Source organism: Mesorhizobium sp. B2-4-17, from assembly GCF_006441275.1.
Classification (GTDB): Bacteria; Pseudomonadota; Alphaproteobacteria; order Rhizobiales; family Rhizobiaceae; genus Mesorhizobium.
The window spans coordinates 26,984-48,754 of record NZ_VFUX01000044.1 but is presented as its reverse complement, the minus strand read 5'-3'; the positions used below and the strand labels follow the sequence as shown (position 1 = coordinate 48,754).

Genomic DNA, 21,771 nt, shown 5'->3' with positions numbered 1-21,771 from the left:
GTTCGATCCAACCGAATGCTGGAACTATCTCAAACAGGCAGGCTACGTTGCATGTTAATCGCCCGATGCTCTAGTGAGAGGACAACCGTGCGCTTAGACAACGAGCAAACGACACGCATGATCCGATTGCTCGAAATCACTCCGACACCTTCTCCGCAGGGCGCAGAAACAACGAAGGCCTTGCTGTCATGGTTGCGCACGCACAACAGTGAAGGCCGCGTCGATAGTATCGCACGTTCGTGACTGCTGCCCCTACGATTGCCTAGACGGCAGGCTCCAGTCGCTGGCCGATGAGGTGACTTGCCGCTTCGACCGGGACCAACTCGGCGCGCCCTCTTGGGTAACTAAAAGCAGGATCTTCAAGCCATGCCAAACTGGAAAAGGGGCGTCATCTTGAACGCTGGGAAGTAGCACTGGTCAAGGCAATGCTCGCGACCAAGAATAATAACGACCAGGTCCTTGCCTATTTCACCCGGCCGACGCGCTCGATCAATCATCGGCAGATTTCGGAAATCCGGTCGGAAGCAAAGCACAAGGCGATCAAGCCAGCCAATTCGGAGCAACTTGCCGAATTCCTAAACTGTTGGCCGGATGTGGACGGTGAGACGGGCCTCAGCCTAAGGGGCGACGAGCTGCTCGTGAAGGCCCGCGAGAGAATGATCGCCGCAGTCCATAACTTCAACTCAGCGGGCCTCCATTTCCGCGCAGAGATCTTCATCACCACAGCCATGGTCGCATGGACCTACCTCTGCCATGCTTGGTGCAAACGCGAAGAGATCGACTATCGCTACAAAATCAACGGCGCACCCAAGGTATTGGCAAGCGGCGCGGAAGCCTATTGGGAACTCGGCAAATGCTTGCGCAACGACCAGCTGCCCGTCGCCAAGGCGGTACGGCAGAATCTCGAGCTATTGCTAGAGATACGGCATGAGATTGAGCATCGCTCGACTGTGCATCACTTGCCGCCAGTCGGTCGCCCATGACACAGTCCGGCCAAATGATCTGGACGCGTTGTGGCGATGAAGGAGTAATACGGTTGGCCAGCCTCGATCGCTCGCTGATTGCCGGGCTCTCCATCTTCGAGGGCATGGCCGCCGCAGATCTCGACCGCATCGTCGGACAGGCAAGATCCACGAGGATCGCGAAGGATCAGCTGGTGTTCGAACAGGAGCAGGACGCCCATTCCTTTTTCCTGCTGCTCGACGGACATGTGCGCGTGGTGAAATCGACGCCGGATGGTCAGGACGTGACTGTCCGCTACATAAGTCCAGGCGAATTGCTGGGCATCGCCCATGCGCTGGGCCGCGCCACCTATCCGGCAAATGCGATTGCCGCCGTCGATTGCGTGGTTCTGGCCTGGCCGAGCCAGCTCTGGCCGACATTCGCGGCCAACTTCCCCAGTTTCACTGCCAACACCTACAAGAGCGTAGGGACAAGGCTGCAGGACGCACACACGCGCGTCGTCGAAATGTCCACCGAACAGGTGGAACAGCGCATCGCGCATGCGTTGCTCAAGCTGGTCAAGCAGTCAGGCAGAAAGACGGAGGAGGGGATCTTGATCGACTTCCCGATTTCACGCCAGGACATAGCCGAGATGACTGGAACGACGCTGCATACGGTGAGCCGGCTGCTCTCGGCCTGGGAAGACCAGGGACTGGTCGAAAGCGGGCGTCAGAAGGTGACGGTGGTCGAACCGCACCGGCTCCTCTTGGTCGCGGAAGGCCGCGTGGAAAAGGGCTAGTCCGGGTCGCCGCCATCTATCGCCGCGAGCAGATCGCAGCGTAGTTCTTCTTCATTCAGGTCGTGCTCCCGAGCTGCATCGGAAATGGTGTGAAACGAGGCAATAGGGCAGCCGACACAAAGCATGCCGTGCTGCAACACGATGCGGATCGCCGCCGGCGCCTTCCGCATGATTTCGTCCATCGTCGCATCGTCGCCGAATTTGCGTTCCATGCCGCTCGCCCGCGTTTGAAAGCGGACATCTTGCGCCGTCCTTCCGGACTGCTCGTTGCGCTGAAACAAACAGGGAGCAGCCTGCTTGGCTGGGAGGAGGCACATGTCGCCTCAGGGGGCCGGCGCTCCGGAAAAACCCGCAGGCCGGCAGATCAGCTGGCTCCTGGCTCAACATTACAGACCATCGATCGCGTCAGGAACCGCTTCTCCCGCCCGTTGTCGAGCGAGAACATTCCGCCGCGACCGGGCACGACGTCGATGATGAGATCGGTGTGTGTTTCCATGCCGACGTTCCAGCATCGGGGCGTTAGCCGAGGTGATGTCCAGAGCATCCCAACAATGGCAATCATCGGCAGGTGCTAGAACAGTCAACCAACGCCGCTGAAGGTTGCCCCTGAGCAGAACCAAGGCGGCAAAGCGCCCGCAAAGCGTTCGCCTTCCCCAGGCTGAGGCTCAGTACAGAGGAGGGAACGCGCTGTGTCGAGTCGCCGCAATCGGCATTCCCGACGGTCTCCAACTCGGTCTGAACAGCAAGTCCGCAATGCTCGGTCTGCACTCGAATCCTTCCCGTTCGCGGCGATGGTGGTGGTCGTCCGATAGGCTTAATTGCACTGTAGCTAATATAAGATATACCAATCCTTGCGGGAGGCCCCCCGACCGCGATGGCCGGTGTGGCCCGCATCCCAACACTCCAGACCGCACCGGCCATTCCAGGTCATGTCCAATCAGGGGATGTAGCTCGCGCTAGCAAAGCTGCTTGCATGTGGATTTGACAACGCCGCGATGAGCGAACGGCGCACCGGCGGCATCGGCGCTGCGCCATAGGTTTGGTTGCGGACACCAATATTTGCCCCAAAAGGCTACGACGAGGGCTTTGCTGGCCAGCAGCTAAAGGGAGATGGAAATCACCAAGCCGGCGCCGCGGAAGCACTGCCCGTAGATGGGCGGTCGAACACGCAAGGCTTCGAGCCGGCCCCGGCGCAATGCGCCGGGAAGGGTCAGCCTGCGCCAATGGCCGTGCGGAGCCAAACCCGCAACCACTTGCCCTTTTGCCCGCCTTGCCGCAGGACGGCAATGCGCACCTCGCTCAGGACGCATCTGGATGCCAAGTTGCTCCTACAGCCAGATGTCAACTGTCGATATAGCTGCATTCGAAACCCGCATATTCCGTCATGCCTCGTAGATCGAGCACGCGAACACGGCCTTGCCGGAATTCGAGAAATTTACGCTCGCGCAGTTCGCGCAGCATCCTGTTGACATGAATCGGAGTGAGGCCGAGGGCGTCCGCGAGATCGTACTGGGTCAAAGGGCATTCATAGCTATCGCGGGTGACGGAGCCTATGTGTTCCAGGCGCGCCCTCAATTCGAGAAACAGATGTGCGGTCCGCGCCAAGGCACTGCGACGTCCAACATTGGTGAGATGTTCTGCGATGACGGCACCCTTGTGCCCAAGAGCCTCGACGATCAGAGAGAAAAGATGGGGGGATTTCATGGCTGCGAGCGTAAATGTCTTGGTCGAGGCTACCAAGACGTTCAGTTCGGTTTGAGCAACAAACGTTTCAAGCGCGCCACCCCCGCTCGACCGGGACAGGACGAGATCGCCTTTCAAGGCAAAATCCAGGATCTGTCGCTGCCCCCCTGCAAGTTCGTGCGACAGACAACCCCAGCCCGACTCGACTATGAATACGCGATCGTTGTCCTCACCCTGGCTGAAAATGACTGTCTCGGGTGGATAACGCTTCGATGTGAACCCCAGCGTCTTCATGAGCGCCGAATCTTCGTCGGCAAGCCTGATATACGATGACCGCTTTTCATTCCCGCCCAAAGACTGTGAAGCGTACAACATCTATAAGCCCGCCCGATGTCTTCCTTTCTATCCCCAACGGATCGAATGTACATTAAATTTGGCGTGATGGGTACCCGTGCGACGTCGCAGCTACCAGCATGCGAAAGCAAGCGTTGTGCGTCGCAACCCCGCAGCTAGCTTTTATTTCTTGTGAAAGTTTCTTGCATGGAATCGACTATTTCGGCGGCGATGAAGCTGCTGCGATTGTCCACTTGGCCGGCGGCATTCCGCAAGGTCTTTGATGCGTCCTTGAGCAACCCTCTTATCTGTCTTGCCGACAACAATTCCGATGCCTCAAGTTCAAGCAGCACCGATTCACTTACGTGCAACGCGGCAAGGGCAACAGCTCGAGGCCTGGTGGCCAGCAATTTCAAGAGATCACTGCTGGGCCTAGTACGCGATTTCTTTTTTGCCATAGTATGCTTCTCAACTGTCCGGACAAGAAGGGTGTTTGGACTCACATCACCTCGCCTTGAGCGATTTAATCGCGATCCGCGGCGGCAACGAGATTGGAAAAGCTCAATCTGTGCGTCCCTTTAGACATATTGTAAGCATGCTATCCCGGTTTGGAGCGACGACACAGAGGCAGGCGTACCGAATTAGCCGTAGCTTGCCCTTCCACCTTGGGACACCACGACACCGCCGTCGCCGCTAAGACGTCGCATCGGAGAACGGCGACAAGTCTTTTATCAGAGAAACCATGGTCACTTACCCAGCTAACGGGGTCGCCGCTTGCCGTCAGCGACGGGTCTCGCCACCTTTGATTGGACGGGCGCGTACATCGCTGGCCTGCCACGCCGTCGAATCTTCTTCCGTACCCAGCCGGATGAATAGTGTGGGGCAGACCGTGAGGCTTAGCCCAGAGCCCGCGCGGCGAAGCTCTTGCCCAGGCCCAAAGCCGGCATCGGGAAAGATTCGATCTGCCCTTCGGTCTTGTCCAAATACTGCATCAAGGCCGTCACCAAGTGGTAGAAAATGCTGGCGGGAACCTCCGTTGCCTGTGATCTTCCGCGCTCGTCAATTCTGTCGATCCACAAGCCAAGGGGGGCGGGATCGATATGCCATCGAAAGAGGCGGGCGACACGGGCCTCTATCTCTGGTTTCAAATCAGGCCCGCCTATGCCGTCCAAGGCTATGGCTGCCTTGATAGCCTCGCATTGCGGCCAACTGCGGGAGAGCCGGTCGATGGGCATTCCCTGCCGCGACACAGCCGCGTAAGCCAGACCCGTAGCCCGATTCAATCCGCTGGCGATCGCGGACGAATAGAGCTTCCGTGCATAACTGGCCAAGTCCTTTTGTCCGCTTTTTTGAGCGAAATCGATGAGAAGCGAAGCCCATTCGAAATGGTGGCCGGGTTCGGTCGACAGGCCTTTTTCTCCAGGCAAAGGTAGCCAGTCGACGTCGAAATTTTCCCCTACCGTCCAGCTCTCCTGGTCGAAGAAATGGCATCTGAAGAGATCGACCACGCGAGCCGCCCGGCGCAGATAGGTGCGGTCGCCAGTAACGCCATGCCACGCAAGGAAAGCCTCCAGCATGTGCATGTGCGGGTTCGAAAACCGCATCCCGTTGGAGCCGGAGGTATCCAGGAAGCCGTTCAGACGGTCGTCTTCGAGATGCGCGTCGATGAAATGAAATGTCTCTTGCGCCAGTCGCAAGGCCTCGCGATGGCCGCATCGATGAGCATGGCAAAGTGCCAGGAGTACGCAGGAATGATCGTATGCGTCCTCCGCAGGGTCAGCCACGCTGCCATTGACATTAAGGGTGCGCACCCAGCCGCCCCGGGTGGTACGGCCATGTTTGGCAATGAAGTCGATGCCGTGGTCGATCAGCTTGTTGGCTGGTCCCGCCCAGCCGCGTTCCTTGGCCACCGCGAAGGCGTAGATCTGGCGAGCCATGGTGCGCATGCGCTTGGGCTTCCCCAGCGGCCTTGTGTCGAAACCGAGCGCCTCGTGAAAGCCGCCGTTCACATCATCGACCCCTACGGTGGACCAAAGCGGCAGGGTTTCGTTGAAGAGCCAATGTTCGACGCGCTTGCGCCAGGAGCCGTTGATGATGACCCGGTCTCCCGAGGGCGTGTACTTCGTCTCAAGCCGTCCGCTCTTTTCCAACTGCTCGACGACCTTCTTCACGTTCTGACTGTGGCTGACAGGGGCGACGAACACCGCGTCCGGTGTCGCTACTACCGCCACCCCCTTCATGCCGATGACGGTCAGCAGCCTGCCTTGACTTCTAAGGTAGGAGCTGTCGCAGTCCATGGCGACGATGTCGCCCATAACGACATTGCCATTGCCGTCTGTCGGGCTCGCTTCGAGCAGCGATTGCCACGACCCAAGGTCGTTCCAGCGGAAGGAAGCTGTAACCATTGCAATATCGCGTGCATGCTCCATGACGGCATAGTCGATCGAGGTGGAGGGGACGGCCGAGTAGAAGCCCTGGGGGAGACAGATACCCGAGAGGTCCGTGCGTGCAGTCTTGTGGGCCCGTTCTGCAGTTTCCCAGATGTCCGGCTGGAACTCGAGAAACGCCCGACGCATGGTGTCGGCACGAAACAGGAAAATGCCGGCATTCCAGTAGAATCGCCCTGACGATACGTATTTGCGCGCTGTCTCGGCGTTGGGCTTTTCGACGAAGCGCGAAACTGCAGCCACGCGGTCATCAGTTCCTGCAACTTCGATGTAGCCGTATCCAGTTTCCGCATGCGTTGGCTTGATGCCGAACACGATGATGCTCCCTGACTCGGCGGCAGGAACGCCCGACTCGACGGTCTCCCAGAATTGCGCGTCGGTCGATATTTCATGATCGGAGGGAACCACGAGCACAAGTGCATCGCTGCCATGTTCCGAGATTGTCTGCAGGGTGGCTATGGCCACGGCTGCGGCGGTATTGCGACCGACAGGCTCGAAGATCGGTTTACCGCCGTTCAGGCCGAGCGAAGCAATGTCAGAGATAACGCGATCGGCATGTCGTTCGGAAGCGATCAGGTAGATTGGGGTCTGATTGTCGGGCCGCGCCTTGAGCCGCCGGACAGTCTTTGCGAGCATTGAACCGTCGCCCGAAAGGTCGTGGAATTGCTTTGGATTGTCTTCGCGCGAAAGTGGCCACAGGCGCGAGCCCACGCCCCCGCTCATGACAAAACACACCAGCTCGGATGCCATACTCGAGTCCCTTCTCAAGAAATCTCTAACTACTGGCTCCGACCTATGGATCTTGGCGCAACTGCAGGTCGAGAGCATCGGCCATGTCGTGGCGCCCTTTGGACGGAGCAGCGCACCAGAGCCGGATTATAGGCTTCTCCGTCGAGGCTGTCACTGTGGCCCCGGCGAGGAGCTGGCAGCAGCGGCGTGAGGCAGGCAGACTGCGAAAAGCCATGCCGACGTCCTGGACGAAGGCCGCCAAGGAACAGCCCGGCGATCGGGCTCCATCTTGGCGGCGATCAAATGGCTGCCCAAGTCACGTCCACTACCATCCAGCGCGGCGGCGGGCCCGACACCGCCTCGTGATGTAATTGAGTTTGTAAAGGACACCTTCCGCTCCGAAATCGCTCACGAGGGAGGGTATTAGCATGCTGTGGGGCGCCGGCCTCGTCAGGAATTCGGGCAGTCCTGACACCCAGATACGCTCCCCTCATCCAATAGGAGATGCCAATCGGCCGCCGAAAGGATGTCTCGTAGAGGCGAGAGTGTTTTGTATTCTGGCACATGCGTTCCATTCGGGCGCTCACGTTAAGGATTGGGCCGCAAAATGCCGTTTCCCGCATTGAGGTCCCCGTCGCGCGAACATGTCGATGAAAGGCGCCTTGGCCGGCTGGTTCGCCTTCTTCAGGCCACGCAAGTCGAAATCGAGAAGGAGGCGACGCAACTTTATCCGTCTGAAAACGCGATGGCGGACTGCGCCGCGTTTTCTGTGCAGGCGCTCGAGAACGGCGAGACCCTCGAAGTTATCTCCGTGAGGATCGATACGCTCACACATAATATGATATTGAATCACACACGGCAGGTCTCGCTGCAGCGGCAGCTCTCATTCGTGCGCAGGACTCAAGCAGAGTTGCAGCGCCTTCTTCCCTCCCATAGGACGTAGCCGCATACGCCAATTGGCGGCGTTTACCTTCCGCACCGCCGGGATAGTCTTTTTGGGGCAATCTGGGATCGCGGGGCCGCAACTTTCCACCAGACATCGGCCGGACACCATGTTTCGCCTGCGTCAGGATGGCGCGTGCGCCGGAGTTTCCCGCACGCCTGCAGGAGAAGTTGAATGGACCGCATGTTGCCTCATCATTGGCCTGCGACAACGAACAAGCAGGGTGCCATCAGCCAGGAGTTTATCGGCCTCGCTGATATAACCGGATTTTTGCGGCGTTACCTCAGAACGATCATTGCCTGCCTTGGCGCCGCCCTCTTGGTGGCCTGGTTCTACAACTCGACCACCGACCCAGTGTTTACCGCCAGTGCGCAGATCCTGATCGAGCCGAAAGTGCCGCAACATCTACAGGAGGGCGGAGAAGTAAACCTGTCATTGGACACCGCGCAGGTGGAAAGCCAGATCGCAGTGATGCAGTCGGAAAAAATCGCGGCGATAGTCATTGAGCAGCTGAAACTCGTCGAAGACCCTAAGTTCAATCGTCCACACACGCCGATTTTACCGGAGGCATTCAGAAAAATAAAAATGGTCCTGGCTGACGCTTTGGGAGCCCAAAAAAGCGCCAGGCTGACCTCGCTGTGGGAGTATTTCGGCTTGGGCATGCCAGAACCCGCCGCATCACTGAGCGACTATCAAAAATTCCGCCACACAATGTCGAGTTTCCGCGACGGCCTCGATATCCGCAGGGTCGGTGTTTCCTACGCGATAGACATTTCCTTCACCTCCGTTGATCCCGAGGGCGCATCCAACATTGCCAACGCCACGGCCGATGCCTTTGTGCATGAACAGATCGAAACCAAGGCCGACGCGGCACGGGAAGGTGGCGCGTGGCTCGAGAAGCGTCTTCAGCAGCTTCGTGCGCAAATGAACGCGGCCATGGCGAAGGCTCAGGAGTTCCGTTCTCGGCACGACTACAGCGTCGGCAAGGAGGCCAACAATGAAGAGGCCAATGCCACGGACGGCGTCAACGCCGTGCCGACGCTCGAAGAGCTCGAGGTGACCGCCGAAACCTATCAGAAGATGTACGAAAGCTTCCTCCAGGCCTACACCAACTCGGTGAGCCAGCAATCGTATCCGGTGGCCGACGCGAGGGTGATCACGGCCGCGACAGCGCCGCTTTATCCGAGCGCTCCAAGGCCGAAACTAGTCCTTGCCTTCGCCGCGATTGCCGGGCTCATTGTCGGCATCGGGATTTCGTTTGTGAGGCACACGCTCGATTGGACCGTCAGGTCGCCGCGGCACATCAGGGAGAACCTCGGCATCGAGTGCCTCGGAGAGTTGCCTTTGACGAGCAAGCGAATGGAATCCGGCCACATTGACGAGGTCAAGAGACGTCCCTACTCGCGATACAGCCAGTGCCTCAGGAAGGCACGGGCCGAGATCAGCCTTGCGGAAACCAATCATCAGGTCAAATTCCTCGGGTTGACCGCCGTATCCAACGGCAGTCCCAAGAGTTCCGTCATCAGCAATCTCGCCACGCTTTACTCGATGTCCGGTCTAAAGACGCTGGTGATCGACGCCGATGTCCGGCGATCGGTTACCACCATGCGGCTGCTCGGCCGCTCGGTTGTCTACGACAGACTGTGCCAGGACCCGATCCGGCTAAGCATCGTGCGCGCACCAGGCCGGCCGTTCGACCTGCTTCGCAGTTCCGTGGTGGAGGGCACCGACTTGTTGACGCCACGCAACATGGAGGCGTTCCTCTCGGAGGTTACCGCTTTTGGTCTCGCCGATCGCGAACTTGGCGCCTACGACGTTGTCATCGTTGACCTGCCGACACTGGCCTCGGGAGCCGACGAACTGATGATCGGGTCCGTTCTGGACGGTGTCGTCATCGTTGCGGAATGGGGCAAGACGCATTCCGAAACGCTGCGGGACCTTGTCAGAGCGTTGCAGGCCAGCAGGGCGCATGTGCTTGGAGCCCTTTTGGCGAACGCTCGGGCGATGACATCCAAACACCGCACGACATGAAAAGGGCAGATGCGTCCTCGAAAGCCTGGAGGACGTTCGGGATCATGCCTCGGCATTAAGTTTAGGGTGGGGCGCGCAGCGCTACCTCCTTTGCCTTTCTTGCCGAGCGTCCCCCAGATTGGGAAAGTGTCATAGTCAAACAATTCGAAACAATGATCGTCATGACAAACGCCTTCGAGAAGCAGTCACATCTCGCACCCTCGAGTTGGGGCCAGCCATCCGTTCCGGTGGCAGTCGACAACCGAGCGGTCCTGCATGTTGTTTCGGCTCCCGACCACGACAGTGGCGGGGTGTTGTTGATCGACTTGTCGCCCGCCATCAGGGCAGGCTCTATGAATCCTCCCGTGGGAGGTCTTCTGAAGCGAATCCTGGATTTGATCATAGCGGTCACGGCGCTTGTCATGGCCGCGCCGGTAATGGTTGCTGTTGCCCTGCTCATCAGGATCACGACAGGCGGCCCGGCGGTGTTCCCGCACAGCCGGGTCGGCCTCGGCGGAAGACCGTTCAACTGCTATAAGTTCCGTTCGATGGTCGCCAATTCGGAAGCCGTTCTGACAGCCTGCCTCGAAGCCAATCCCGACATCAGAATGGAGTGGGAGAAGACCCACAAGATCAGGAACGACCCGCGCGTGACGTTCCTCGGGCGAATGCTGCGAAGGTCAAGCCTCGATGAACTCCCCCAGCTCTACAACATTGTCCGTGGCGACATGAGTTGCGTGGGGCCGAGGCCGGTCGTGAAGGAAGAGCTCCAGCTTTACGGCGACCACGTAGCGGACTATCTCCGCGCCAGGCCGGGACTGACCGGTCTTTGGCAGGTGAGCGGAAGAAGCAGCGTGGACTATGCCACGCGCGTGGCGCTGGACAGCCACTATGTTCGGAACTGGTCTGTCTGGTCCGACATCGCGATCCTGTTCAGGACCGTCTTCGCGGTGATGCGCTTCGACAGGACCTCCTAACCCCCTGACGCGTCACTCTGCGGTTTGCCTCCAGCGGACGGACAGAAGCACCCCGATGATGTACGCGCCTGCCAACACGAATGCCAGGATCAGGAATTTGAGGACGCTCACATGGCCCGGAAATCCAAAGCCGTTCCAGGCCAAGCTTCCAATCGCAAGCAGGGCGGTGGCTGCGAGAAGGGCGGAAACCTTGAACCGCAGGCCTATCAGAGCGCCCGCAGCCGCCAGGGCGATTAGTGTCATGAGCACCGACATCTCCAGTGGCAGGACGGATCAACTCACTGCGGCACAAGGTTCCGTCCGGGGCCTGAGAGCCCACGGTGCTCACTGATATGCGGCCTCAAAGAGCAAGGCAAGTGCTGCGAGCATTGCCTAGACGGTCGGCTTGAGTGCCGAGTCTTGCTTCATCTTCCTGATCTTCCTGAATGGCTTCGGCGGCCGTGGTTTCAGGGCACAAGCCAAGCCGATCATATGGAGGCGATCGAGAGCGTCACAGGATCTGATGCGGTGGGGACCGATCAGCCAACTACGTCAGTTGCCCTGGCGGATCGCGGACTTGATCAATTGATGCCCTGAACCGGAACCGTCCCGGCCTGAAGGCTACCGCCTGTAGGTATGCTAGCCAGACCTGCGTCCGGCGCCGGGATCTCGACCTTCACTGTGTCGCCGGGTTCTAATGCTGTCGTCTCCTCGGCGGGAAGTTCGGCTGTGCTGCTATCCGTTGTCCGGACGATCTTGAAGATTGGCTTGGCACTTTCGGAGCGTTGCCTCAGAGCGAGCAGGGCGGGGACTGCAATCTCGGTTTCGTGCAGCAACTGCACCGCGGTATCGGCCTTGCTGGTGACTTCGTTGAGCTGCAGCTGGGTTTCGCGCAAACCTTCAGCGACTTCGCTGGCGTGCCGGTTGCTGATGTTGAGAATCTCGATGTCGGTCTTGCTGATCTCCTGCCTCACGCGCAGCAGCGAGGTCTCGGCAGCGAGCCTGTCCCCTTGCATCTGCGCGACCGTCCCCTCAAGCGATAGCTCGCGTGGTGCAACCGCCAGTCCCTTCTCGACAAGCGTCGAAACACTCGCGAGCTCCTTCTGGACAAGCTCGATCTGCTTGTCGTGGAATGTCAGTTGCTGTCCCAGCGAGTCCAGTTCCTTTTCTAGGAAGTCCCTGAGTTCATGGAGTGAACGCAGTTGCGTCGTCAGCGCGTCCTTGCCGATCGCAAAGATCTTGCGCTCCTGGTCCATTGTCGATGCAACGGTTTGGTTGGAAGCCCTGTCGTTCAATTCCGCAGGAAATGAGATCTCCTCGCTGCCGGCCAGTTCAGCTTCAAGGCGCGCCTTGCGGGCAAGAAGGCTGACATTGTTCAGCGCCAGTAAACCCACATCGCCCTGGCCTGAGATGACTTCCCGCCCGAGCCGCGATATGTCGTCCTGGCGTATAGGCAAGCCGCCCGCGATCCCCACCGCCTGCAGCACGGTCAGTCCGGGCCGATAAGGAAACTCCCCGGGCTGCTTGACGTTGCCGACGATGTAAAAAGGTCTGTACTGCACAATTTCTACAGCGACATCGGGCTGGCGGCCGAGCCCCATGTTCCGCATCAAGCGATCGCCGATGGCCCGGGCGAGGTCGCCGGGAGCGGTGCCCTGCGCGCGTATCTGGCCGACAAACGGAAGGAAGAGCGTGCCGTCGGCACCGACGACGAAAGCGTCGTTCAGAGCCGTCCATTCGAAAATCACATCACGTGATGCGCGCCATTCATAAACCTTGAGCCTGACCTTATCTTGGGGTCCGAGCAGATACTCGGCAGCCGCCGAAGGCAAGGCGCCGGCGACCGCCGCGGCCAGTGACGCAGAAGCGATCGTCAAAACCCATTTGCGCATTGTCTTCCCCTTCGTCAGATTTTCAAGATGTACTCAGGTTCGATTCGGCCAATCGCGACGTGCAGGATAGCGAGCAGGTTACCCCTGAGCCTGCCCCTACGGTCGACATACGGCTCGGGCCACAGGCTCTTTGCCAGATTGGCTGCAATATTCCTGAGCATCAGGGGAAGCGCGAAAGAGGCCGGCACGGACCCCTTTCTGATCAGATAGATCGCATTAGCAACCTGGGAGTAGCCGAATCGCTCTCCGCTGACGCGACCTGTCTTGATGCCCAGATGGACTCCCCTGATCGAGGATACGCAGACCACCCGGCCTTTGGATCTCAGTTGGCTGGTGAAGTCGATGTCCTCCTGCCAACCATACAGGACGAGGCGCTCGTCGAAACGCAAATCGCCCACAAGCGAGGAACGGACCGACATGTTACATCCGTATGCACCCACATGGTCGATTGCCGAAGGTCCGGCACTGCGGGTGCCCTCTGCTGCCCGCAGCGCGGCTTCGGCATCTTCCCAGGTGAGGCCAGCGTTGGCGGCCCCGTCCTTGATGACCCTGCCCATCACCACCGCCCATTCGTCATTTGTGATAAAGGCTTGTTCGATCTGCTTCAGGTATTCGGCCGATGGGACGAAATCGTCGTCGAAGAATGTGATGATGTCGAAGCGCGCCAGCGACGGCGCAAGAGCCGTGTTCCGCTGTGCGGTCAGCCCCCTCGGCCCGAAAACACATTTTACAGGAAAGGGGCAACTGGCCGGCAATTCAACATGTGTGGCGTCGGGCGCGGACAATATGACTTCATCGGGAAGTCTTTTCTGGCTACCCAAATAGCCGAGCAGGCGCGCAACCTGCGCGCTGCGGCCTAGGGTTGGGATAATCACTGCCAGTCTCATGCCAGGTCCATGTTTTGGTGTCCGCCGACCCTAGGACGGCGAACACACCTGGACAGCCTGCATAAAAGGGTAAGGACAGCCCCAGGTTACCTCGGAGCATAGGCTTTTGGCGTATTCCGGGCGGACGGTCTCCAACCAAAAGTATTAGGCCCGGCCCGCCCCCGCAGCGTCCTGTAACCGATCGGAGGACTTGCAAGAGCCATGGCATGAAAGGGAGACTGCCGGCATTGCGATTGCTGGCTGCGGCAGGGGGGAACCATGCTCCACGAACGTTCTTCCGACCTGGCAATCGCCGCCAAGCTCGCGGTGCCAATCGAGAAACCGCCGACCGCGCCGGGAAGTGTCGACAGATACGCGAGAATAGCGGTGGTTCACGACTGGTGCCCCAACTTCCGGGGAGGGGAGCGGGTTCTTGCGCAAATCTGCAAGCAGTTTCCGAATGCCGAAGTCTTCACGCTTTTCGATTTTCTGCCGGCCGACGTCAAAGAGCAATATTTCCGGGATGTGGAATTCCATACGTCGGCAGCCAACCGGATTCCCATGGTGCGGAAGTTCTACCGATCTCTTTTCTTCTTTTGCCCTTTCCTGATCGAGCAGTTCGACGTGACAGGCTACGATGCGGTGATCTCCTCTTCGGCCGCGTTTTCGCGCGGCGTAATCACCAGGCCGGATCAACCGCATTTATGTTACGTGCATAGCCCCGTCCGCTATGCGTGGGATGAGCAGTTCTCCTATCTTCAGCAGGGAAGGTTGGGCTTTGGTCCCAAGGGAATTCTCTATCGATACATGCTGCACCGGCTGAGGACGTGGGATACCAGGACCGCGCATGGTCCGGACCTGATGTTGGCGAACTCGAACTATGTCCGTTCCCGAATCCAGCACATTTACGGGCGCGACGCGCGTGTTGTCTTCCCGCCGGTTTGCGTAGGAGAACTGCCGTGTGTGGAGGACAAGGATGACTACTACGTCTCGGCATCCTTCCTAGCCCCATACAAGCGCACCGACCTGGTCATCAGGGCCTTCAACGAAATGCCGTCGCGACGGCTGGTCGTCGTTGGCGAAGGACAGCAATCCGCCAGCTTGCGATCGCTGGCTGGGCCCAACATCTCGTTTTCGGGTTTTCTACCCCGCCAGGAGTATGTAGAGACGCTGGCGCGGGCCAAGGCGATGGTCTTCGCGGGCTGCGAGGACTTCGGCATCGCGTTGGCCGAGGCGCAAGCCTGCGGGACCCCGCTGATCGCCTTCGGCCGCGGCGGCGCGGTTGACATCGTGCGGCGCCTGGGGTCATCGGCCGAGCCGACGGGGGTGCTGTTCAAGGCGCAGACTATCGAGTCTCTCAAGGCGGCGGTCGTGCGCTTCGAAGAAAACAGCCACGCTATCACCCCCCGTGCCTGCACCGCCAATGCAGCGCGCTTTTCCGAAGAGAACTTCGATCGCGCGATTCTGGAATCGATCGGGGCAGTCCAGTCACTTCACGACATCATATGAGTTCGCGCGCACCCTGACGCCCTTGGTTTGTGCGTCGAGGCCGTCGGCGGCCGCCATGGCCTTGAGATAAAGCAACGCCGTCGCCCTCCATCTGTATGCTGAGGCTCTTGCCCTTCCCTTCGCCACCATCTCCGTTCGCAACGCCTGAGAACGATGAAGTCGCATGAAGCTGTCGAACCATGCCTCCGGATTGTCGGGAGAGGCGTATAGGGCCGCGCTCGCGCAGACCTCAGGCAGGCTTGCGCGGTCGGAAACCACCACGGGGCAGCCGACAGCCATCGCCTCGAGCGCAGGGAGGCCGAAGCCTTCGGTAAGCGATGGGAAGGCCAGGCACAGCGAGTCCTCAAGGAGAGCAGCCAACTCGCCATCGGAAACGCGGCCAAGCCAGTGGATGTTTCGCGCTTGCGTGCGCGCAGAACCTGACCGGTAAACGCGTGATTCCGACATGCCGACGATGGCTATCCTGAGCCCGACTGCTCCAAGGCGGTCAGCCATGTTCAGGACGAGGTCTATGTTCTTGTGGGGTGCGGCACTTCCGATCATGACTATGGTGTCCCGGGAGGCCGCCAACCGTGTCGGCGCCGAGTGTTCAGGCTTCCAACGCAAGACATGCTCATGGCCGTTAGGGGCCACGAGGGCCTGGTGGGCCTGGATCACGCCTTGGCGGATGAGTTCACCGAGCGAGAAATCGGAGACAGTCGAAATACCCCACGCAGTCTTGCCGAGGCAAGGCAACAGCGTTCTGTAAAGGCTTCTGAAGGCGAGGGAATAGCTCTGCGGCGCGTTCCAGACATTTGCGTCATGAATACAAACGATATGTTTGTGGGCAAGCAGCGGCCCGGTATTGCAGAGGCTGAGCAGACCGCCGCCGTCGAGAGCGACGGGAAGTCGCGCTTGCTCCCAAACATGCCCGCGCGCGCCGCCGATCTCGCGGCGTTCGATGGACGTGAGGGGGATGTCCCCTGATCCGGGTGGACAGAGCAGGCGGAGCTGGAGATCGCTAGCAAGTGGTACCCGCTCCTCAATCAACGAGTCCAGCGAACGGGCGATTTCACAGGCATAACGTTGCACGCCCGTTGTCGCCTGGGAAAGAAAGCGCCCATTGATCGTCCAACGTCGTGGCATGCCCTTACCCCCGAGACTTTCACTGTGGAGCGGCCATAGGGGCGCAGTCACTACGGCCATTCGGTCACCTGTTGGCGCGGAGCCTCATCCGGCCGGGCGAGGGCGGTGTTGTACCTACCTCGAACGTTGGAGGGCCGTGCGCGACCGAGAATGCTAAATTGACCACAGGTGCGGCCGGACCGGAGAGGGTTATGGGTAATTCCGAATTCGATGCGACGCAGTCGCCGTCATCAAGGCGGTTGAATGGCCGCGACAGCGGCACACAGCTGGCGGGAACCCTTGTCGAAGACGCCAAATATCTGATTGGTATACCCGAGCGAAAGTCACGGGACCAAGGGGCGGCGAGGCGACGCTGGACGATAAACGGAGACTTCACGACGCTTCGCCGTAATGGAGTAGCCCGTTATGCTCGCGAAGTGACCATGGCTCTCGACGCTCTCATTTCGGAAGGTCATCCCCTTGGTCGCGACTTGGAAATGGATCTGGTGATCCCACGCCCGCTAACCGAACCCTTGCCCCTCAAGGCCATCGCCGTCCGCATCATTCCGGAATTCAACAGACCACGACTTCCTCAATTTTGGGTTCAGGCGCAGTTGCCCTGGCATGTGCCTGGCGGATTGCTGAGTTTCTGCAACCTCGCTCCCGTCATGCTTAGCCGTCAAATCGCTTGCATCCACGACATGCACACGAGGCTGATGCCGTTGAGCTATGCGAGAGGCTTCCGGTGGGCGCACCGCCTCATCCTCCCAGCGCTCGGCAGGCGGGCTGCTCGTATCACGACGGTCTCGCAGCTGGCGCGAAGTCACCTGATCAAGTTCGGAATAGCACCGGAGGAAAATATCGTCGTCACCTACAACGGCAGCGACCATGCCAGGAGATGGGATGCCAAGAAATCGTCCCTGGCCGTGGATAGGCGTAGGCCATATGTCCTTTGCCTTGGCCGGGGGGACCAAGAATACAAGAACCTGGAGCTTCTCGCCCGGCTGGCCCCGCTCCTCGATGACATGGGTCTGGATCTGTGGATGCCTGGCGACGTCGACGAAGCCACGATCCTGCGATACGTTGCGAAACTGCCCGACAACATCGTCTTGCTTGGCCGCATAGGCGATGACGACTTCAAGAAGGCGCTCGAGGGCGCTTTGTGCTTCCTGTTCCCCTCACGCATCGAGGGTTTCGGGCTCCCGGCGGTCGAGGCGATGGCGTCTGGCTGTCCCGTCATTGCATCGAGCTCGCCGTGCCTCCCGGAAATCTGTGGGGACTCTGCTCTTTATGCCGATCCCGACGATGTCCATGCGTGGGCCGAGAAGGTCCGCCACCTTATGCTCACCCCAGCCTTGCGCGAGTGCCTGGTGACCAAGGGCAACGCCAGGGCAAGCAGTTATTCCTGGCGGTGGATCGCGTGGAAATACCTGGAACTGATGGTCCAGGTTGACGCCGATTTCGGGGAGCGGTCCCGCGGCTGGAGACCGTCCGAAGGAAACGACCTTGCCGATTTCTCGAAACCGGCCGCAAAGCCGCGCTGATTGAAGGCTTCGTGTCTGGCCGGGTGCCAATCCGCGCTCGACGGCCTAACAGAAACGATTGACCCCATATTCCTCAAATGGATTAGCAATGCGCCGTTTGGGTCAATTCTCAGGTCCGCTCGCCTCCGGTAAATTGAGATCGAAGCCGATCGAGGGCAAACAGGCCACCGTAGCGGCTTCATTGGATAGGGCGATGGTCTTCTTAACGCTCGGCACGGTCGGCCTGGCATCGATAACGGCCAGGGTCAACGCTGAGTACTCTCCGGCCGCGGCCCGGTCTGCTCAGGCAAGGAAGTTCTGGCACAATCCTCAGCTTTTGAGGCTCGTATCCGCCTATGCCATCGCCTACATCCACATGGCCGCGGTGGTTGGCGCCGCCCACATTCATCCGGCTGTCTTGGAGATTTTCCGTTTCGGAACGGATCTGTTCGTGGTTCTGGCCGGCTTTCTAACCGCGCATGTGCTAGGGAACAACGGCACGTCCGCAGGTGCTTATTTGCGGACGAGGCTCATTCGCATTGTGCCTTTATACTGGGGCTTCACGGTTCTCGCATTTCTTGTCGAAAACTACGCGATGAATAACCATTCGACGCCCTTGTCAGCACTCTTCATGTCGCTTGCCTTCGTCCCCTACGGTCCCTACCCGATCCTGTATCCGACCTGGACCTTGCTGGTCATCGTCGAGTTCAGCTTGATTATCGCGGCTTTTCAGACTGCCAGCGCCAAAAACGGTGTGTTCTATTCCGCCGCATTTGCGGTACTCCTTGCAGGCGCTGGCAAAATAACGAGATTTGAAAACCCGATTTTCGTATTTTATACCAATCCCATACTGATCGATTTTGCGCTCGGCATCCTCATCTTCACGCTTGTCAGCTCTGGGCCGTTCCTTTTCAAAATGCCGCAGCGCCGCGTCGTTGTTCTCGCAGCGGCGGCAGTCACCTTCGGAGCTGTGGCTGCAGTCTTGCGTCCGTTCTTCTGGCCGGCGCTGCCTCGCGTCCTCGCCCTCGGCGTGCCGATGTCGCTTCTGTTGCTGGGGGTTGTTACTCTGGAGCAGCTTGGCATCTACAACGAATCGAAATTTTTGAACTTTCTCGCCAAATGCACCTACTCGATCTATCTGACACACTGGTTCGTGGATCTCATCTCCGAAAAGCTCGTTGTCGAAAGCGGAAATTCGGCACGGCTGGCCACGGTGCTGTTGTTCGTGACCCCCATGGCCGTAACCTGCGTTTCAGTTTTCGTTTATCTTTATGTTGAAGTGCCTATGACTCGATACCTGTCCGATTGGTTCGTCGCACCGGGAATATCACCGTCATCGGCAGCGCCTAGATCGACGACAGGGCATCAAGGTGGCGCGCAGCCCGGATCGGAGCATCGGAGCCGTTTGCCATGAGAAAGGTCCTGGGCTGAACGCCTCATCTTAAACGAAGCCACCGACAGAAGCTGAGGTCGGCTTCTCGCTTCTGAGTAGGTCAATTCAATATCGCCGTCCGAAACGAAAAAGATAACGTTATGACACACCGTTCGGCGTCAGCTCTACCTCTCGTTGCGGTGGTAACGCCCGTATACAACGGAGGTGCGTATCTCGAGGCTACGATGAGATCTGTTCAGCGGCAAAGCTATGACAACATTATACACGTTATCGTTGACAATTGCAGCTCGGACAACACGCCGCAAATCATCGATCGCTTTCGGTCGGAGCGTGTTGAGCTGATTACCATTCGCAATGACAGCCTCCTTCCGCTGCGAGAAAACTGGACTAAGGCGCTTTGTGCGGTTCCCACCGAGGCCCTTTACGTGAAGATTCTATGCGCAGATGACCTGATGCGTAGCGATTGCATCTCGCGCTTCGTGGAGATTGCTCAACGCGACGAAAAAATCGAAGTCGTTCTTTGCCATGATATCTTCATGGACAGGGTCCATCGCGCGAATTTGCCGCTGAACCAAGGTATTTTTGGAGGCATTGAGATCGCGGCAAAGATGCTAGACGAAAGCATTAATTGGTTTCCATATCATCATTTATTCGTTCGTTTTCCTGGCAGCGCGCAAAGCCCGGTTTTCTTCAACGATGCCCCGATCCATTTTGATTTTTCTGCAGTCGTGCACAGTGTCCTGCGTGGCAAGCTCGCCTATTTGCACGCGCCACTCGTCTACACACGTTGGCACGCGAATTCGCTTACCAGCCAGCAGCTCGGTGCGAACCAGTTAAGAACCTTACTTGAGCGTTTTGACATTTTATGTGCCTTTGGGGTTCAGTGTTGGGACGAGCCGACTTTCCGAAGTAAAAAGGAATGTATGCGTGCCAGAATGATGCGCTTGGCCATAAAATGGACAGTGATGGGAAGGCTGGACGCCGCTCGGGAACTCTTGAAGGGCCTGAAAGAGCGGCAGGTCGCTCCGAGCGCCGCGGATTGGGCCAAATCGTTAGTTGAATGGCTGCCCTATTCGAATTGGAAACGAAGCTGGCGTCTTTCAACGGGCCCTGAGATTGACGAAGCCCAGTTCTGCTCGGAGATTTTTTAAGGCGGAGGCCGCTGACCGAATGCATCCACAGGAGTTGCTGAGCGGTTGAAGCCGCGACTTAATGCGCGATCACAAAATTTCAGTAGGCAATAATTGGCGCCCCGGCTTAATTTCAAAGGATCTTGGACAACAACTCCTGCTCGTGCTCCTTTACACGAAACAGTACATGATCGAGATGCCGCCGAACGACTGCGCGATAGTGCTCCTTGTTTTTTAACAGTTCCGTGAGGTGCGTCTCCAACAGCTCCAGGTCGAGACTTTCTATGGATTGACAAAAATCGCCGAGGCCGAAATCAGTCATCACCGCATCGTTCTTGGCCTCGTATCCTATGGAGATTGTCGGTAGAGCAAGCTTCAAAGCGCAAACCACGTTATGAAAACGGGTGGCAACAACGACGTCAGTGTCGCCAATCTGCCGCATGACGTCATGCAGGGAGTTGATTGGCTCGGCGACAAGCTGACGAGCCCGCCGAGTGAAGCGGGTGCCGTCGATCAGGTCATATCCGCTCGCCTTAGCAATTCGGCCGATATCCCTGACTGCCCGCATATCCACGGTTTCGCCGATAATAAGGCGCACTCGGTAGCCTTGATCCAGCAATGAGTTGACGAAACGGCCCATCTTCTCGATATAGGTTTCATAGAGAGCGGTATCCGACCCTGAGCGCGCGCCTGCGCGCCAGCCGTTGTAGTTCATGAGCCCAACCCCAACTGTCGTCAGTTTTCCTCCGGTGTTGTCTCGCACGGGCAATAGCGTAGGCAGTCTGAACACCAGATCTGGGTAGACTTGATCTCTACTTGTATCGATGCCGAGCGACGATAAGAAATCCTTGGAGACCTGATCGCGGAACGAACGGAAGTAGGCCCAGGCCGCTGCAGACCTCAACATTCGGCGGCTGGTAGAATTTAGTATCGGACCTGCGCCGGTTCCAATAAAGCAGAACTTCACCCCCGACAGTCGCGCAGATGCAGCCCAGCGGAACAGACCGTAGGATGTTCCAAATGGACCTGAGCCGTAGTCGTTTAACGTTGACGTTCCTGGCACAATTATGATGTCGAATTGCCTGACATATTTGATTGCCCGGCCCCAGTTCGCTAGCCTTCCAATTATTCTCATGCTGACTTTATTGCAGAACCTGAGGAGGATATTGGAAAACTCTGGGGCGCTGATTGGTGTTGTGACAATCTGATGCGCTTTACCAATGGCATCTGGATCAACACAGACGCACGCGATAGCCGCCTCCGGCCGAGCTTCCCGCAAGAAAAGCAAGAACGCTTCCAACGACGCGTCATTACCGAAATTACCCCCGCCAAACATTCCGAAAAGGCATATTTTCTGTGGCTTTGCGCCGATGACCTGCGAGAACCCATTCCTGCGCGAAAGGACCATGGTGTGTGCTCGCTATTGGTGCATGCATGCGAGCGGCGGCAGCATGATACCGCGGCCGTGCACGCTCTGATTGGAAGGGGCGACAGAGGTCAGGAGGTTCGAAT

At 58.5% G+C, this 21,771-nt stretch carries 18 protein-coding genes and 2 pseudogenes; 9 read left to right on the top strand and 11 right to left on the bottom strand.

The features are described 5' to 3' along the window. Window positions 1-425 precede the first annotated feature (425 nt). Both FJ548_RS26990 and FJ548_RS26985 read left to right on the top strand, forming a co-directional pair. Window positions 426-983, top strand: a complete 558-nt coding sequence (locus tag FJ548_RS26990; RefSeq protein WP_140779474.1) for a DUF3644 domain-containing protein — start codon at window positions 426-428, stop codon at window positions 981-983. A gap of 53 nt (window positions 984-1,036) precedes the next feature. After that, a complete protein-coding gene (locus FJ548_RS26985) occupies window positions 1,037-1,741 on the top strand; it encodes a Crp/Fnr family transcriptional regulator (protein WP_140779473.1) in 705 nt (234 codons plus the stop codon). Here FJ548_RS26985 and FJ548_RS26980 read toward each other — a convergent pair. From FJ548_RS26980 to FJ548_RS26960, 6 genes and pseudogenes are all read right to left on the bottom strand, one after another. Continuing rightward, complete coding sequence (locus FJ548_RS26980) at window positions 1,738-1,953, bottom strand: DUF1858 domain-containing protein (protein ID WP_140779472.1); 216 nt, start codon at window positions 1,951-1,953, stop codon at window positions 1,738-1,740. The two genes, FJ548_RS26985 and FJ548_RS26980, sit on opposite strands and share 4 nt — an antisense overlap. Before the next feature lie 152 nt (window positions 1,954-2,105). Beyond that, window positions 2,106-2,228, bottom strand: a pseudogene (locus tag FJ548_RS26975) (DUF779 domain-containing protein); the annotation flags it as partial. A 646-nt stretch (window positions 2,229-2,874) separates the two neighbouring features. Further along, window positions 2,875-3,000 (bottom strand): annotated as a pseudogene (locus FJ548_RS30595) (IS630 family transposase); the annotation flags it as partial. Between the two features lie 82 nt (window positions 3,001-3,082). Further along, the gene (locus FJ548_RS26970; protein WP_246678782.1) at window positions 3,083-3,718 is read right to left on the bottom strand and encodes a Crp/Fnr family transcriptional regulator; all 636 of its coding nucleotides are present in this window, start codon (window positions 3,716-3,718) and stop codon (window positions 3,083-3,085) included. Between the two features lie 215 nt (window positions 3,719-3,933). Then, window positions 3,934-4,215 carry a hypothetical protein gene (locus tag FJ548_RS26965; protein WP_023781606.1) on the bottom strand — a complete coding sequence of 94 codons (282 nt, stop codon included), beginning with the start codon at window positions 4,213-4,215 and terminating at the stop codon, window positions 3,934-3,936. A gap of 438 nt (window positions 4,216-4,653) precedes the next feature. Next, complete coding sequence (locus tag FJ548_RS26960) at window positions 4,654-6,954, bottom strand: mannose-1-phosphate guanylyltransferase/mannose-6-phosphate isomerase (RefSeq protein WP_140779470.1); 2,301 nt, start codon at window positions 6,952-6,954, stop codon at window positions 4,654-4,656. 586 nt (window positions 6,955-7,540) lie between these two features. Here FJ548_RS26960 and FJ548_RS26955 point away from each other — a divergent pair. The 3 genes from FJ548_RS26955 to FJ548_RS26945 all read left to right on the top strand — a co-directional run bounded on the left by FJ548_RS26955 (window position 7,541) and on the right by FJ548_RS26945 (window position 10,863). Beyond that, window positions 7,541-7,876 carry a hypothetical protein gene (locus tag FJ548_RS26955; RefSeq protein WP_140779469.1) on the top strand — a complete coding sequence of 112 codons (336 nt, stop codon included), beginning with the start codon at window positions 7,541-7,543 and terminating at the stop codon, window positions 7,874-7,876. Window positions 7,877-8,050: 174 nt separating this feature from the next. Continuing rightward, window positions 8,051-9,907 carry a GNVR domain-containing protein gene (locus tag FJ548_RS26950; RefSeq protein ID WP_140779468.1) on the top strand — a complete coding sequence of 619 codons (1,857 nt, stop codon included), beginning with the start codon at window positions 8,051-8,053 and terminating at the stop codon, window positions 9,905-9,907. A 332-nt stretch (window positions 9,908-10,239) separates the two neighbouring features. Continuing rightward, the gene (locus tag FJ548_RS26945; protein WP_140612791.1) at window positions 10,240-10,863 is read left to right on the top strand and encodes a sugar transferase; all 624 of its coding nucleotides are present in this window, start codon (window positions 10,240-10,242) and stop codon (window positions 10,861-10,863) included. A gap of 12 nt (window positions 10,864-10,875) precedes the next feature. Here FJ548_RS26945 and FJ548_RS26940 read toward each other — a convergent pair whose 3' ends face one another. The 3 genes from FJ548_RS26940 to FJ548_RS26930 form a co-directional block, all read right to left on the bottom strand. Beyond that, window positions 10,876-11,118, bottom strand: a complete 243-nt coding sequence (locus FJ548_RS26940) for a hypothetical protein (RefSeq protein ID WP_181168920.1) — start codon at window positions 11,116-11,118, stop codon at window positions 10,876-10,878. Window positions 11,119-11,423: 305 nt separating this feature from the next. Continuing rightward, a complete protein-coding gene (locus FJ548_RS26935) occupies window positions 11,424-12,734 on the bottom strand; it encodes a polysaccharide biosynthesis/export family protein (RefSeq protein ID WP_140779467.1) in 1,311 nt (436 codons plus the stop codon). A 14-nt stretch (window positions 12,735-12,748) separates the two neighbouring features. Then, on the bottom strand, window positions 12,749-13,621 hold the full coding sequence (locus FJ548_RS26930; RefSeq protein ID WP_140779466.1) for a glycosyltransferase: 873 nt from the start codon (window positions 13,619-13,621) through the stop codon (window positions 12,749-12,751). 258 nt (window positions 13,622-13,879) lie between these two features. Here FJ548_RS26930 and FJ548_RS26925 point away from each other — a divergent pair, with 258 nt between their 5' ends. Then, a complete protein-coding gene (locus FJ548_RS26925; protein WP_140779465.1) occupies window positions 13,880-15,109 on the top strand; it encodes a glycosyltransferase in 1,230 nt (409 codons plus the stop codon). On the opposite strand, the gene FJ548_RS26920 is transcribed toward FJ548_RS26925, so the two are convergent. Beyond that, on the bottom strand, window positions 15,089-16,234 hold the full coding sequence (locus FJ548_RS26920) for a glycosyltransferase family 1 protein (protein WP_140779464.1): 1,146 nt from the start codon (window positions 16,232-16,234) through the stop codon (window positions 15,089-15,091). The two genes, FJ548_RS26925 and FJ548_RS26920, sit on opposite strands and share 21 nt — an antisense overlap. A gap of 191 nt (window positions 16,235-16,425) precedes the next feature. Here FJ548_RS26920 and FJ548_RS26915 point away from each other — a divergent pair, with 191 nt between their 5' ends. The 3 genes from FJ548_RS26915 to FJ548_RS26905 all read left to right on the top strand — a co-directional run bounded on the left by FJ548_RS26915 (window position 16,426) and on the right by FJ548_RS26905 (window position 20,280). Next, window positions 16,426-17,757: a glycosyltransferase family 1 protein gene (locus FJ548_RS26915; protein WP_140779463.1), complete on the top strand. Its 1,332-nt coding sequence runs from the start codon at window positions 16,426-16,428 to the stop codon at window positions 17,755-17,757. Window positions 17,758-17,845: 88 nt separating this feature from the next. Further along, entirely contained in the window at window positions 17,846-19,150 is a 1,305-nt protein-coding gene (locus tag FJ548_RS26910; protein ID WP_140779462.1) for an acyltransferase, read from the top strand. Window positions 19,151-19,269: 119 nt separating this feature from the next. After that, the gene (locus FJ548_RS26905) at window positions 19,270-20,280 is read left to right on the top strand and encodes a glycosyltransferase family A protein (protein ID WP_140779461.1); all 1,011 of its coding nucleotides are present in this window, start codon (window positions 19,270-19,272) and stop codon (window positions 20,278-20,280) included. Between the two features lie 112 nt (window positions 20,281-20,392). Here FJ548_RS26905 and FJ548_RS26900 read toward each other — a convergent pair whose 3' ends face one another. Further along, window positions 20,393-21,667 carry a polysaccharide pyruvyl transferase family protein gene (locus FJ548_RS26900; RefSeq protein WP_140779460.1) on the bottom strand — a complete coding sequence of 425 codons (1,275 nt, stop codon included), beginning with the start codon at window positions 21,665-21,667 and terminating at the stop codon, window positions 20,393-20,395. Between the last annotated feature and the right edge of the window lie 104 nt (window positions 21,668-21,771).

Coding starts and splice junctions, on each gene's coding strand:
- FJ548_RS26990 (WP_140779474.1), top strand. CDS start 426: ATGCTCGCGACCAAGAATAATAACGACCAGGTCCTTGCCTATTTCACC.
- FJ548_RS26980 (WP_140779472.1), bottom strand. CDS start 1,953: ATGGAACGCAAATTCGGCGACGATGCGACGATGGACGAAATCATGCGG.
- FJ548_RS26970 (WP_246678782.1), bottom strand. CDS start 3,718: ATGAAGACGCTGGGGTTCACATCGAAGCGTTATCCACCCGAGACAGTC.
- FJ548_RS26965 (WP_023781606.1), bottom strand. CDS start 4,215: ATGGCAAAAAAGAAATCGCGTACTAGGCCCAGCAGTGATCTCTTGAAA.
- FJ548_RS26960 (WP_140779470.1), bottom strand. CDS start 6,954: ATGGCATCCGAGCTGGTGTGTTTTGTCATGAGCGGGGGCGTGGGCTCG.
- FJ548_RS26955 (WP_140779469.1), top strand. CDS start 7,541: ATGCCGTTTCCCGCATTGAGGTCCCCGTCGCGCGAACATGTCGATGAA.
- FJ548_RS26950 (WP_140779468.1), top strand. CDS start 8,051: ATGGACCGCATGTTGCCTCATCATTGGCCTGCGACAACGAACAAGCAG.
- FJ548_RS26945 (WP_140612791.1), top strand. CDS start 10,240: ATGAATCCTCCCGTGGGAGGTCTTCTGAAGCGAATCCTGGATTTGATC.
- FJ548_RS26940 (WP_181168920.1), bottom strand. CDS start 11,118: ATGTCGGTGCTCATGACACTAATCGCCCTGGCGGCTGCGGGCGCTCTG.
- FJ548_RS26935 (WP_140779467.1), bottom strand. CDS start 12,734: ATGCGCAAATGGGTTTTGACGATCGCTTCTGCGTCACTGGCCGCGGCG.
- FJ548_RS26930 (WP_140779466.1), bottom strand. CDS start 13,621: ATGAGACTGGCAGTGATTATCCCAACCCTAGGCCGCAGCGCGCAGGTT.
- FJ548_RS26925 (WP_140779465.1), top strand. CDS start 13,880: ATGCTCCACGAACGTTCTTCCGACCTGGCAATCGCCGCCAAGCTCGCG.
- FJ548_RS26920 (WP_140779464.1), bottom strand. CDS start 16,234: ATGCCACGACGTTGGACGATCAATGGGCGCTTTCTTTCCCAGGCGACA.
- FJ548_RS26915 (WP_140779463.1), top strand. CDS start 16,426: ATGGGTAATTCCGAATTCGATGCGACGCAGTCGCCGTCATCAAGGCGG.
- FJ548_RS26910 (WP_140779462.1), top strand. CDS start 17,846: ATGCGCCGTTTGGGTCAATTCTCAGGTCCGCTCGCCTCCGGTAAATTG.
- FJ548_RS26905 (WP_140779461.1), top strand. CDS start 19,270: ATGACACACCGTTCGGCGTCAGCTCTACCTCTCGTTGCGGTGGTAACG.
- FJ548_RS26900 (WP_140779460.1), bottom strand. CDS start 21,667: ATGGTCCTTTCGCGCAGGAATGGGTTCTCGCAGGTCATCGGCGCAAAG.